Source organism: Streptomyces sp. ASQP_92 (assembly GCF_025399895.1).
In the GTDB taxonomy this organism is placed as follows: Bacteria; Actinomycetota; Actinomycetes; order Streptomycetales; family Streptomycetaceae; genus Streptomyces.
The window spans coordinates 943714-955970 of sequence record NZ_JAODUA010000001.1 but is presented as its reverse complement, the minus strand read 5'-3'; the positions used below and the strand labels follow the sequence as shown (position 1 = coordinate 955970).

Genomic DNA, 12257 nt, shown 5'->3' with positions numbered 1-12257 from the left:
CCCGCTGGCGGTACTGTTCGGCAGATGAGCAGGCTGAACCTGGACGACTTCTCCGATCTGATCGAACGCCCCGACAACGGTGTGCGGCGTGACGCCGAGGAACGCCGGGAGCGGCAGGGCGTGCCGCCCGGCGCGCTCGGCCGGCTCGACGAACTGGCCACCTGGCTGTCGGCGGCACAGGGCGCCAACCCCGTCCGGGCCGTCGAGCAACCCCGCGTGGTGCTGTTCGCGGGCGACCACGGGGTGGCCGGGCTCGGCGTCTCGGCCCGTCCGGCCGGCTCCGCGCACACCCTGGTCCGCGCCGTCCTGGACGGCGCGAGCCCCGTCGCGGTGCTCGCCCGCCGCCAGGGCACCTCGGTCCGTGTGGTCGACGCCGGTCTCGACTGCGACCCGGCCCTGCTGCCCGAGGACGTCGTACGCCACCGGGTGCGGCGCGGCAGCGGCCGTATCGACGTCGAGGACGCGCTCACCGTGGAGGAGGCGGAGGCCGCCGTACGGCTCGGCGTGAAGATCGCCGACGAGGAGGCCGACTCCGGCACCGACCTGGTGGTGCTCGGCGACCTCAGCGTGGGCGGCACCACCCCGGCGGCGGTGCTGATCGCGGCGCTGTGCGGAACGGACGCCTCGGTGGTCACCGGGCGCGGCGGCGCCGGGATCGACGATCTGGCCTGGATGCGCAAGTGCGCCGCGATCCGCGACGCGCTGCGCCGGGCGCGGCCGGTTCTCGGCGATCAGCTCGAACTCCTGGCCGCGGTGGGCGGCGCGGACCTTGCCGCCGCCACGGGTTTCCTGCTCCAGTGTGCGGTGCGCAGGCTGCCGGTGATCCTCGACGGGGTCGTCTCGTCGGCCTGTGCGCTGGTGGCCCAGCGGGCCGCCTTCCGGGCGCCGGACTGGTGGCTCGCGGGCCAGCTCAGCGGCGAGCCGGGCCAGGCGAAGGCGCTGGACCGGATGGCGCTCAACCCTCTGCTCGATCATGGCGTCACAGTGGGCGAAGGAACCGGGGCCTTGCTCGCTCTTCCCCTCGTACAAGCCGCGGCCGCCCTGGCCGCGGAGCTGCCCGAGCGCGCCGACCGGCGCACGGACGGCACGCAGGAGAGCGTCGACGAGTGAGTCACGGCGGTGCCGGGGAGCCTCCCCCGGCACCGCTCGCGGCCGCTGCGAAACGCTTTGCCCCCATATCATCGCGTTTCATGGGAGAAGTCCGCTTGAGCACCACTGAAGGAACGAACCGGAGCACCCCGCGCTCGCGGACCGGTGCGGCGTTCGCCGTCTGGTATCTGCGCGTCGTGACGTTCATCAATTTCCTCAGTGCCGTGTGGGTGACCCTCGGACAGGGGCTGCGGCGGCACAACACGGACGACTACTTCACGCCGTATCTGCTCGAAGCCGGCTTCACCTCCGGGGTCGTCACGCTCTTCCTCGCCGTCACCATGCGCCGCCGCAAGCGGGCCGCCTGGATCCTGAACCTGGTGCTCGGCGGGCTCTTCCTGCTGCTCTTCGCGTACGTCATGGCGCTGCCGGGATTCCACCGCTACGTCCAGAACTGGATCTCGCTGGGCCTCACCACCGCCTTCGTGGTGGCGCTGTTGGTGGGCCGCCGCGAGTTCTACGCCAAGGGCGACCGGTCCAACCCGCTGGCCGCGGTCGTCACCGCCGTCGGCGGGCTGCTCGTCACCTCCCTGATCGCGGCCGTCCTGGTCAGCGCGACCAACACCTACGACGGCACCGACCAGTCGACGTTCCTGCGACGCTGGCGCTACGGCCTGATGCGCCTGGTCTTCCTGGTCCCCGACGACCGGCACACCCAGGGCGTCACCACCCCGGGCTGGGTCAACGTCACCATCAACGTGCTCGCCACGCTGCTCCTGATCGCGGTCGTCTTCGCCGCCTTCCGCAACCGCAGGGCCGTCGACCCGCTCACCGTCGAGGACGAGGAGAAGCTGCGCGCGCTCCTGGACAAGCACGGCGAGCGCGACTCGCTCGGCTACTTCGCGCTGCGCCGCGAGAAGGCCGTCATCTGGTCGCCCACCGGCAAGGCCGCCGTCACCTACCGCGTGATCAACAGCGTCTCGCTGGCCTCCGGCGACCCCATCGGCGACCCCGAGGCCTGGCCCGGCGCGATCGAGCCGTGGCTGGCCGAGGCCCGCGCGCACGGCTGGATCCCGGCCGTCACCGGCGCCAGCGAGGAGGCCGGGCAGATCTACGCCCGGCACGGCCTGGACGCGCTGGAGATGGGCGACGAGGCGATCGTGGAGACCGCCGAGTTCACCCTGGAGGGCCGCGCCATGCGGACCGTGCGCCAGGCGTACAACCGGGTCAAGCGGGCCGGATACGAGGTGCGGATCCGCCGCCACGCGGACATTCCCGCCGAGGAGATGGACGAACTCCTACGCAAGGCCGACGACTGGCGCGACGGCGCCACCGAACGCGGCTTCTCGATGGCGCTCGGCCGGCTCGGCGACCCGGCCGACGGCCAGTGCATGATGCTCGAATGCTTCGACGGCGAGGGCGAGTTGAGGGCGCTGCTGAGCTTCGTGCCCTGGGGCCCCGAAGGGCTCTCGCTGGACCTGATGCGGCGTGACCGCGACTCCGAGAACGGCCTGATCGAGTTCATGGTGATCGAACTCCTCCAGCGCGCCAAGGAGATCAGGATCACTCAGGTCTCACTGAACTTCGCGATGTTCCGTTCCGTCTTCGAGCGCGGCTCGAAGCTCGGGGCGGGACCCGTGCTGAGGCTGTGGCGCTCGCTCCTCAGCTTCTTCTCCCGCTGGTGGCAGATCGAGTCGCTGTACCGGTCCAACGCCAAGTACCGGCCGATCTGGGAGCCACGGTTCACCTTGTTCGAGAAGAGCGCGGACCTGCCGCGCATCGCCATCGCGTCCGCGCGCGCCGAGGGCTTCCTGGAAGCCCCGGGCCTGCCCAAGTGGCTGCACCGCAGACACCTGGAGTCGCAGAGATGAGGGGTGGGGCCAGGGGCGGGGTGCGCCGGTTCGCGGAACGCGAATGGGGGCCCCTGCTCAAGACCGTCGCGTACGCGCTGCACACCCAGCGCTGGCGGGCGATCGGGCTGACGCTCTCGGCGGTGGCCCTCACCTCGGTCTTCCAGATCATCCAGAACCAGTCCTGGGGCTTCAGACCGATCCAGATCCTCGGCTCCGTGAAGGCCGAGTACCCCCTGTGGATCTCGCTCCTGCGCACCCCGTTCTCCCTGTTCGTGCCGGCCCTCGACCTGCCGGTGTGGGGGGCGCTCGCCCAGGTGCTGCTCGTCTTCGGCGTCGCGGAGATCTGCATCGGGCGCGGCCGGATGCTGCTCATCGCCTACGCGGCGACGCTGGCCGGCACCCTGTACGCGCGGGTCGGCATCCGCATCGGGCCGGACAGCGTCTTCGGCCTGCCCGCGTCCGCCGCCGAGATGGTCGACACCGGCCCCTCGGCGGCCGTGGTGGCCCTCGCGGTGTACGTGTGCTGGCGCTACCGGGCGTACTGGACGGCCGGGGTGGTGGTCGTCTCGATGGTCCTCGAAGTGGTGCTCAAGAACAACCTCGCGGGCAAGGAGCACATCGCGGCCCTGCTCGCGGTCGCCGTGATCTGCTGGATCACCTGGCTGCGGCGCCGCAGGAGGCGACGACGCGACCATCATGATCGGGGGCGGCGCACCGGGAGCTTGTCGGGTGCGCCGCCGATCCAGTCCTGAAGCCGACGGCGCGGCGCCGACCAGCGCCGGTCGTGGCGGTAGGCCCGCAATCCGGCCCTGGCGCGGGCCCTGGGCCGCTTGCGGTAGAAGCGCTGGGCCCACGGGGAGCCGGGGCGGGCGAGCCGGAGCGCGCCGAACAGGGCCACGAACGGCACGAAGATCCCCAGGATCGACAGCCGCGCCTTGCCCTTGAAGAGGGCGATCAGCACGAAACAGAAGTTGATGGCGATCGTGGTGATGAACGAGGCCCGGTCGTGCTGCTCCTCGGGGCTCACGTCGTTGACGCCGAGCGGTGAGAACCCGGCGAGCACCAGCGTCATCAGGGCGGCGGTCAGCACCACGATCTCGACGCTCTTGCGCCCGCTCTCGCTCCAGTACACGTCGTCGAGGTGCAGGATCAGCGCGAACTCGTCGAGGACCAGGCCCGCGCCCATCCCGAAGAGGACGGCGAAGACGGCCGCCGCGATGCCGTGGCGGCCGCTGCCGACCGCGCCGAAGCCGCCCACGATGGTGAGGATGACGCCCGGCACCACATGGTGGATGTGCATCCCGCCGGGCCTGATGTTGCGGAACGGGCCGCGCCCGGCCCTGATCAGGCGGGTGATGGAGCGGGTGACCACGAACGTCACGACGAACGCGGCGAGCGCGAGCAGCATGGGCAGCTTGCCCGGCTCGGTGATGTTCCGGTAGAACCAGTGACCCATCCCACCCGCTCCTGTTTGCGCTGGTATGCGCAATTTACCGCCGGGGGCGGGCGAAGCGCTCAAGATAGCCTGCGCCGGGTGAACCCAAGCATGGCCCTGCACGGCGTACGTTTCGCCTTCGGCACCCTCACCGTCTTCCCCGTCCGCATCACCCGGTGGGACCGCGACACCGCCCGTACGGGGATGACGCTCGCCCCGCTCGCCGGGCTCGCCGTGGGGCTCTGCGCGGGGGCCGCGGGCGCGGGGTTCTGGGCGCTGGGGGCGGGGGCGTTGACGGCGGCCGTGGCGGGTGTGGCCGCGCCCGCTCTGCTGACCCGGGGCCTGCATCTGGACGGGCTCGCCGATGTCGCCGACGGCCTGGGCAGCGCCAAGCCCGCCGAGGAGGCGCTGCGCATCATGAAGCGCAGCGACATCGGCCCCTTCGGCGTCATCACCCTGCTGTTCTGTCTGCTGGCCCAGATCGCCGCCCTCTCCCGGCTGTTCGAGGACGGCTGGGCCCGGGGCGTGGCCGGGGCCGTCGTCGCGGCGCTGGCCGCCCGCACCGCGCTGACCCTGGCCTCGCGGCGCGGGGTCGCGGCGGCCCGGCCCGACGGGCTCGGCGCGGTGGTGGCGGGCACGGTGGCGGGGCGTCGCGCGCTGGCCGTGGCCGCGCTGGTGACGGCCCTCTGCGCGGGCGCGGGCGGCCTGTTCGGGCCGTGGTCCGCCCTCCACTTCGCGCTGGCCTCGGTGGCCGGACTCGGGGCGGCCGAGGTGCTGCTGCGGCGGTGCCTGAGGCGGTTCGGCGGGGTGACGGGCGATGTGTTCGGGGCGGTCGCGGAGGGCTGCGCCACGGTGACGCTGGTCGCCCTCACGCTCGGCTGAGTGTCAGCAAAGCGCCGGTCGCCCGCACGCCCGGCCGAGCCTCAGCAGGGGTCGCGCCAGGCCTGGAGGTCGTACTTCTTCGCCATCGAGCTGAGGCCGAGTCTCCTCGACTGCGCGCAGAACCGGGCCGGCGGGAGTTCGTACTCGACGTGGAAGACGGCCTTGCCCGCGGCGACGAACGGGGTGAGCCGGTCGCACTCGCGGTACTGGGCGCACTGCTCGTTGACCGCGAAGTCGACATGGGCGAGCAGCTGGGGGATCTGGTCGAGGTCGTTCTTCAGGCCCACGCCGAGTCCCCGGTCGTGGGCGAGGCGGGCGACGAGCTCGTTGTAGCGGAGCTGGTCGGCGGCCTTGAGCGGGAAGCCGGTGTCGTTGCGGTAGCCGTCCATGTTGTCCGGCTCGACCGCGTCGAAGCCCTTGGACCGGCACAGGTCCAGGCGCGCCGCGACGAGCGGTTCCAGGACGTCGGTGCGGCGGATGTCGAGCCAGCGCTCGCCGTCCCAGCCGTTGCCCTTGCCGAGCACGTCCTTGGGGAACCGCCCGGCGTCGGGCCGCCAGTTCTCCCAGGCGCCCGTCGAGACGTAGCAGATGACCTTGCGGCCCCGGCGGTGCAGATCGGCGACGGCCGCGGCGCTCTGGTCGAAGGCGTCGATGTCGTAGACCTGGACGTCCACCGTGGGGTCGAGCGTGCCCTTGAGCTGCCACTGCCAGGTCAGGCCCGGCTTCGGCTTCCAGTGCGGGCCCGAGGGGGCCGGGGTCCTGGTGCCACCGCCGTCCGCGTCGTCCCCGTCGTCGGGCCCGTCCGGGGAAGCGGTGCACGCGGCGAGCAGGAGCAGCGGGACGAGCAGGAGGAGCGCGCGTCTCACCGGGCGGGCTCCAGGACGTGCGGCAACGTGCCCCAGGGGTGCGGGAGGCGGCCCGGCACCAGGCAGTGGACCGGGGCCTGGGCGACCGCGTCGGGCGGCGCCTCGTACACCAGATGGCAGGTGTCGGGCCCGGCCGTCCCGGTCGGCCGGTACGCGGACCAGGGGCCCTCGAAGGTGACCGAGAGGTCCGCGATCCTGGCGTAGCCGGGGTGCGGGGTCGCACCGTGGTTGAGGACGAGCGTGACATAGGTGTCCTGGGTGGCGGCGAGCGCCGTCCGCAGATCCGCGTAGTACGGCAACTGCTGGGCGCTGGTGGCCGCCTGGTCGAGGAAGAGCCCGTGCACCCCGTACCACTGGTGGTGGCGCACCGCCTCGCGCACCACGTCCTGCGGCGGGCGCGCGCCATAGGCGGTGTCCACATAGCCGAGCACCCGCACGCCCGCCGAGCGCAGCCGTCCGGCCACCGCGGCGAAGGCGTCATCGGGTGAACTCCCCGGCCCGCTGGCCGGGTTGAGGACGACCCCGTACAGCGAGGGCGCGGCGGCGATCAGCGCGTCCCAGGCGTCGGGCCGCTCGGCCGGATGCTCGTAGTAGGGCACAAGGAGTTTGCTCATGTGCTTCCTCGCAGCGCGCTCGGGGTCTCGGGGGGTTCGGTGGGGGGATCATGGGCGGTGGGCGCTCGCCCTTCCCAGGAGGACACACACCAGCGCGGCCAGCAACGCGGCCGCGCTCCCCGAGACCACCAGGCCGGCCTCCGGCGGCGCGCCCAGGATCAGTGCCAGGGTCTGCGCGAGGGCCGCCGCGCAGCACACCACGGCCGCGCCCGGCGCCGCCCCGAACGACTGGAGCAGCAGCCCGGTCCACAGCACCGCGCCGATCAGCAGCAGCGTCGCCAGGCGGGTGGCGTCCAGGACGGGGGCGTCCGGCCACAGCCGGGTGCCCGCCTCGGCGAGCGCGGCCAGCGTCAGCAGATAGGCGAGCAGGCACAGCGACACGGTGGCCGCGACCGTGCCGCGAAACCCGCGCGCGCTGGACGTGCCGCGCAGACCCGCGAGGCTCTCGGCGCGGAAGCGGTGCAGGAGCCATTCGGCGGGGCCCATGCTCAGCGTGAGGGCGACCGCCGAGGGCCCGGCGACCATGCCCGCGGAGTCGTGCCGGAAGAGGTCGCCGAGGGCGGCGTACAGCACGAGGATGCCCGCGCCGAGCCCGAACAGGCCGTACGGCACGGAGGCGGCGAGCGGGGGCGAGACCGCGCCGCGCGGTCCGTGCCCCGCGGCCTCGCCGCGCAGCGCGAGTACGGCGAGCGTCACGGCGGCGACCAGCGAACCGAGCAGCAACAGCGGCCCCACGGCATCCCCGACCGGCGGTACGAGGCCGAGGGTCAGCGGCAACAGGGCCCAGAACAGCGGGCGTTCACGGCCCAGCACCAGCAAGGTGGTGGCCGCCGCGAGGTAGCAGCACTGGCCGGCGGCGAACGCGGCGGCGTCCAGGTCGTTCGGGCCGGCCGCGGCGACGGCGGCCAGGGCGCTGAGCGCGGCGCCGAGCGGGGCTCCCCGGCGCAGCGCGCGGACGGCGGCGGGGCGGTCGGCGAGGCTGAGCCAGGAGTGGGCGCGGTGCGAGAGCGACTGGTTCCACACCCAGCCCGTGACGGTCCCGGCGAGCAGCGCGAGGGTTCCGGACGGGAGGCCGAACTCGGCGGGCGGCCCGGCCAGCAGGGGCGCCCCCAGGACGTAGGCGAGTCCCGGCAGGGCGAAGACGAGGCCGCGCAGGAGGCAGGAGCCGAGGTGGGTGTGCCAGGGCTCGGGGGGCGGGGCCGGGGCGGCCGGGTAGCGGCGCGCGACCCGGTCGTACAGCTCCTCGGCGAGCGAGAAGGAGTCGGGGTGCCCGTAGACGGCGTGTATCTGGGCGTCGGTCATGCCGTCGGACTCCATGAGCGCGGCTATCTCGTCCGGGTGGACGGCGACGGCTATCACGTCCTCCAGGCGCAGGGCGAGTTCGGCCACGGCGTCGCCCCCGGGCGGCCGGGCGGTGCGCTGGCGGGGGATGAAGGGCAGGGTGTCCTGCCCCTCCTGCCCCTCCTGCCCCTCCTGCCCGCCGATCCACAGGGATCCGCTCATCGGGCCACCCCGTCCAGCGTGGCGTCGTGGGACAGCTCCCGGTACCAGGGCGCGGCCAACTGGAGCGTCCAGTCGTCCTCGGGCGTGAACTCGCCCAGGGCGGGCTCGGGTTCGCGGAGTCCGGCCAGTTCGCGGTAGATCCGGCGGAAGCCGTCCACCGACCGGTGCAGGGTGAACTTGTCGATCACGCGCTGCCGGGCGGCGGCGCCCAGTTCGGTGCGGCGCCCGGGGTCGCGGAGCAGCCCGATGGCGGCTTCGGCCATCACCGCGGGCTCCCGCGGCGGCACCACGAGCCCCGCGTCGCCGGCCGCCTCGCGTACCCCTCCGACGTCCGTGGAGACGGTGGCGCGCCCGCAGGACATGGCCTCGATCAACGAGAACGGGAAGCCCTCGCTGATGCTGGAGAGCATCACGACGCTGCCCGAGGCGTAGGCGCTCGCGACGTCCGTGACCCGGCCCTCGTAGGAGATGCCGTCGGTGACGCCGAGTTCGGCGGCCAGCTTCTCCAGGCGCGTCTTGTAGTCCTGGCCGCCGGCCGGCACTCCCCCGTACAACCGCAGCCGGGTGTCGGGGAGTTCGGCGCGCACGATGGCGTAGGCGCGGATCAGGGTCTCCAGGTCCTTGATCGGGTCGATGCGTCCGCACCAGCTCAGGGTGGGGACCGCCGGGTCGGGGCCGGCGTGCGGGAACAGCTCGGGATCGACGCCGTTGTAGACGGTACGGATGCGCTCGGAGGGGGCGCCTCCGCGCTCCTCCCAGCGGCGGTTGTACTGGTTGCACGGGGTGATGAGGTCGGCCTTGCGGTAGCCCAGGGTGTTGAGCTCGCGGTAGAAGCTCAGCAGGACCGCCTTAACCGGCCAGCTCTGCTGGGCCGTGCGGTAGCCGAGATAGCGTTCACGCAGATAGATGCCGTGTTCGGTGAGCAGGAACGGCACCTGGTCGAAGTGCTGCGCGGCGAGCGCGGGCAGGGTGGCCAGGCCGCTGCTGACCGCGTGCGCCACGCTGTCCGCCGGGATGCGGGCGGCCAGCGGCCGCAGCGCGTGTTCCAGGAGGTCGGTCGCGGTCAGGGCGTCGTGCACGGTGGGCCGCGCCCGGGACAGCGCCAGGTGGGGCATGGTCCAGATCCACATCAGCGACTTCAGCGCCGCCTCGGAGCGCAGCGCCGCCGACAGGCGCCCGGCCCGGGCCAGTTCGGCCAGGCCGTACAGGGCCGAGCCGAAGTCGCAGCCGGACTCCGGGTCGAGCAGGGCGAGCAGGAAGCGTTCGTAGGTGTCGGTGAACCGGCGCCTCTCCTTGCCGAGGAGCGGTCGGCGCCTGCCGGGCCGCGGCCCCCACAGGGGGAACGCCGTGTGCCGGTAGACGTTGGCGGGAAGCTCCCAGGTGACCGGCTCGCGGCCGCTGCCGGTGAGGGCGACGACCTGGAAGTCGACCTCCGGCATTCCGCGGACGAGCTGATCGCACCAGGTACTCACACCCCCGTGAATATGCGGATATGTGCCCTCTGTGAGCATGGTGACATGACGGCCACTGCTCGGCATGAATGTCCCCCCAGGACAAGCGGTCGTGCGTACAAGGTCTGCCCGGCGGATCCCCGCCCGGGACGCCTGGTGGTGCTCACGGCGCCCGGGGGGCCGGGCCGCCGACGGGCGACCCGACCCGCCGGACAGACCCTGGCGATCGTGCTGTCGGTCAGGCCGGCAGCTTGAGCGTGATCGCCGACTGGAGCGCCTCGGGCGAGGTCCAGTCGGAGCGCTCGCCCGCGTACGGCGTCCCGAACACCGCGGTGCCGAGGAGCAGTTGCTTACGGGTGCCCTCCGGCGCCGTGACCGGGACGGCCACCCCCTTCGGAGCCTGGACGGTCACGGCGGTACCGATCCGGTAGGCGGTCACCGAACCGGAAGCCAGCGCCTTGTCCCAGGACGCCCGGCGGCCGAACTCGGTTCCCGCGTCCTTCTCGCGCAGGTTCACGATCGGCGCGTTGTCCGCGTACAGCGCCTTGTAGTCACCGAGGATCCGGTCGAGCACCGGGTAGAGGATCCGCTCCTCGGCCAGGTTCGACTGGTGGACGTAGTGCGGGCGCGGGTCGTTCCACAGCACGTGCGAGAGCGCGGTCTTGGCCTCCCGGGGCACGATGTACGACTGGTAGCCGGTGGCCGTGTCCAGCGGTGCGGTCATGCAGGTGGAGGCCGGGTTGTCCTCGCAGACACCGCTTCCGCCGTTGGCCCGGGAGGTGTACAGCCAGTTGTACTCGTCGGTCATCTCGGCGGCCTTGCCGACGTTGTAGTACACGTTCATCGGGTGCCGGGGCACCGTCTGGGTGGCGCCGACCGCGCGCTGGTCCGGCTCGCGCGAGGCGTCGCTGCCGGCCCATTTGATCCCGTTGTCGGCGAAGGCGCCCGCCAGGTTCGGGTTGTCGTCGGGCTGCTGCGGCAGGACCTTCATGCCGGAGTGCTCACCGGTGACGATCTCGCTCCTGTCGACCGGGAGGCCCTTCTGGACGGCCCAGTTGTAGTTCTGCGAGATCTGCGAGGAGATGTCGGCCCGGCTCATCCACTGGGTGGAGCCGTCGGGGTTCTTCTTGCACTGCCACGGCACGACGGTGTTGTCCTGGACGCAGCCGAGGAACTCGTGCGTGTAGGTGTGGTTCATCCAGCGGAACTTGGCCTTGTCGGCGAGGAGTTGGGCGGTGAGCGCGTCGGTGCCGCCGTTCTCGGACTTCCACTCCTCGCCCGAGCCCGCGTTGAAGACCATGTCGAGCGTGAAGCCGCTGGTCTGCTCCCACTGCGCGGCGTACTGGGCGTCGGCCGCCGTCATCCGGATGTCGGTGCTCGCGGTGCCGCCCGCGGGGCAGTCGAAGTCGCCAGGGGTGCAGTTGTGGGCGCTGTCCCAGCGGGCGTCCGGCGCGAACACGTCGTCCACGTGCATCGAGAAGTAGTTGTGGCTCTGGCCCAGGTGCACGCCCTGGGTGACCCACTCCACCATGCCCTTGGCCAGCGCCTGGAACTGCTGCTGGTACTGGTTGTAGGCGAAGGTGACGACCATTTCGCTGCGGCCGTCGTGGGCGTACTGGCCGAGCATGCTGCCGCCGGTGGGGGCGTCCAGATAGCTGGTGAAGCCGTCCCTGGGGTGGGCCGCGTAGCCGTAACTCTCGGGCACCGCCGGGTCGTTGTCCTCGAAGGTGAGCGGCCCGTCGAGATAGCCGAAGGCCGCCGCTTTGCCGGCCGCGGTGAGCTGGGTCCTGGCGCCGTCCAGGACGCCGGACCAGCCGCCGTTCTGGTCGGTGTAGTCGAGCCCGACCTCGGGGTGGGCCCAGGTGTAGGCGTCGATCTGGCGGATCCCGAAGGTCTTCTCGTAGGCGGCCAGCGCGGCCTGCTCGGGAGCGTCCGCGGTGCCGAACGGGATCTCGTTGGGCGCGACGACGCCCTGGAACTTGGCGTGCGGACGACCGCTGATGTAGTCGCTGAGGAACGCGGCGTTGATCGTCGGACGCCCCGCGGCGCCCAGCGCGACCGTCTGGTAGGGCACTCCAGTGTTCTTCAGCTCGGCGACGAGCGCGCCGACCGCGCTCCCCCCGTCGTCGAGCACCAGCACCTTCAGATCGATCCTCGGCAGCACCGTGGCCGCCGCGTTCGCCGCCGGAACGGCCGTGCCGAGCAGTCCGGTTGCCAGCAGCGCCGTGAGCGCCACCCGTGATCTGCCCAGTTTTGAGGCCTTCGCCTTCATATGTCCCCCCTCATGAGGTTCTCCGGTGCGCGGAGCGCGCAGGGAGAGCCTGTGGTGATGATGCAAAGGGGCACCGTGTCCCCTGTGCCCGATCGAGGTGAGTGTGACGGAGCTCTCAGGGAGAGTGCGGGCCAAACATGAAAGAGACACCACGGATGAGTGAATTACCGCCCCCGCTATCGAACTCCGTCACCGCGCGTAGGCTCGTGGCTGGTGCTCGACCCGCCCGAAATACGATGTACGGGGCCCCGGCCGGGCCATCCGACGGTCGAACACTCCCCAAAGATTCTCA

10 protein-coding genes are annotated in these 12257 nt (G+C 72.1%); 4 read left to right on the top strand and 6 right to left on the bottom strand.

Annotated elements, in window-relative coordinates:
• Positions 1-24 precede the first annotated feature (24 nt).
• The 3 genes from cobT to N4G70_RS04150 all read left to right on the top strand — a co-directional run bounded on the left by cobT (position 25) and on the right by N4G70_RS04150 (position 3694).
• Positions 25-1110, top strand: a complete 1086-nt coding sequence (gene cobT / locus N4G70_RS04160) for a nicotinate-nucleotide--dimethylbenzimidazole phosphoribosyltransferase (RefSeq protein ID WP_261710983.1) — start codon at positions 25-27, stop codon at positions 1108-1110.
• 80 nt (positions 1111-1190) lie between these two features.
• The gene (locus N4G70_RS04155) at positions 1191-2960 is read left to right on the top strand and encodes a phosphatidylglycerol lysyltransferase domain-containing protein (protein WP_261710982.1); all 1770 of its coding nucleotides are present in this window, start codon (positions 1191-1193) and stop codon (positions 2958-2960) included.
• Complete coding sequence (locus tag N4G70_RS04150; RefSeq protein WP_261710981.1) at positions 2957-3694, top strand: hypothetical protein; 738 nt, start codon at positions 2957-2959, stop codon at positions 3692-3694. Before N4G70_RS04155 ends, N4G70_RS04150 begins: the two co-directional genes overlap by 4 nt.
• On the opposite strand, the gene N4G70_RS04145 is transcribed toward N4G70_RS04150, so the two are convergent.
• Positions 3637-4398, bottom strand: coding sequence for a hypothetical protein (locus tag N4G70_RS04145; protein ID WP_261710980.1), 762 nt, complete (start codon positions 4396-4398; stop codon positions 3637-3639). The two genes, N4G70_RS04150 and N4G70_RS04145, sit on opposite strands and share 58 nt — an antisense overlap.
• A gap of 90 nt (positions 4399-4488) precedes the next feature.
• Between N4G70_RS04145 and N4G70_RS04140 the strand changes: the two genes are divergently transcribed.
• The gene (locus tag N4G70_RS04140; protein ID WP_261711371.1) at positions 4489-5259 is read left to right on the top strand and encodes an adenosylcobinamide-GDP ribazoletransferase; all 771 of its coding nucleotides are present in this window, start codon (positions 4489-4491) and stop codon (positions 5257-5259) included.
• 41 nt (positions 5260-5300) lie between these two features.
• Here the strand turns inward: N4G70_RS04140 and N4G70_RS04135 are convergent, their stop codons facing one another.
• The 5 genes from N4G70_RS04135 to N4G70_RS04115 form a co-directional block, all read right to left on the bottom strand.
• Positions 5301-6125 carry an endo alpha-1,4 polygalactosaminidase gene (locus N4G70_RS04135; RefSeq protein ID WP_261710979.1) on the bottom strand — a complete coding sequence of 275 codons (825 nt, stop codon included), beginning with the start codon at positions 6123-6125 and terminating at the stop codon, positions 5301-5303.
• Positions 6122-6739, bottom strand: coding sequence for a spherulation-specific family 4 protein (locus tag N4G70_RS04130; protein WP_261710978.1), 618 nt, complete (start codon positions 6737-6739; stop codon positions 6122-6124). The genes N4G70_RS04135 and N4G70_RS04130 overlap by 4 nt, the downstream gene beginning before the upstream one ends.
• Before the next feature lie 48 nt (positions 6740-6787).
• Complete coding sequence (locus N4G70_RS04125) at positions 6788-8242, bottom strand: hypothetical protein (protein WP_261710977.1); 1455 nt, start codon at positions 8240-8242, stop codon at positions 6788-6790.
• Positions 8239-9780: a GT4 family glycosyltransferase PelF gene (gene pelF / locus N4G70_RS04120; protein ID WP_261710976.1), complete on the bottom strand. Its 1542-nt coding sequence runs from the start codon at positions 9778-9780 to the stop codon at positions 8239-8241. The genes N4G70_RS04125 and pelF overlap by 4 nt, the downstream gene beginning before the upstream one ends.
• A gap of 151 nt (positions 9781-9931) precedes the next feature.
• Positions 9932-11965 (bottom strand): hypothetical protein, encoded by a 2034-nt coding sequence (locus N4G70_RS04115; RefSeq protein WP_261710975.1) that lies wholly within the window; start codon positions 11963-11965, stop codon positions 9932-9934.
• Between the last annotated feature and the right edge of the window lie 292 nt (positions 11966-12257).

Coding starts and splice junctions, on each gene's coding strand:
- cobT (WP_261710983.1), top strand. CDS start 25: ATGAGCAGGCTGAACCTGGACGACTTCTCCGATCTGATCGAACGCCCC.
- N4G70_RS04155 (WP_261710982.1), top strand. CDS start 1,191: ATGGGAGAAGTCCGCTTGAGCACCACTGAAGGAACGAACCGGAGCACC.
- N4G70_RS04150 (WP_261710981.1), top strand. CDS start 2,957: ATGAGGGGTGGGGCCAGGGGCGGGGTGCGCCGGTTCGCGGAACGCGAA.
- N4G70_RS04145 (WP_261710980.1), bottom strand. CDS start 4,398: ATGGGTCACTGGTTCTACCGGAACATCACCGAGCCGGGCAAGCTGCCC.
- N4G70_RS04140 (WP_261711371.1), top strand. CDS start 4,489: ATGGCCCTGCACGGCGTACGTTTCGCCTTCGGCACCCTCACCGTCTTC.
- N4G70_RS04130 (WP_261710978.1), bottom strand. CDS start 6,739: ATGAGCAAACTCCTTGTGCCCTACTACGAGCATCCGGCCGAGCGGCCC.
- N4G70_RS04125 (WP_261710977.1), bottom strand. CDS start 8,242: ATGAGCGGATCCCTGTGGATCGGCGGGCAGGAGGGGCAGGAGGGGCAG.
- pelF (WP_261710976.1), bottom strand. CDS start 9,780: ATGCCGAGCAGTGGCCGTCATGTCACCATGCTCACAGAGGGCACATAT.
- N4G70_RS04115 (WP_261710975.1), bottom strand. CDS start 11,965: ATGAAGGCGAAGGCCTCAAAACTGGGCAGATCACGGGTGGCGCTCACG.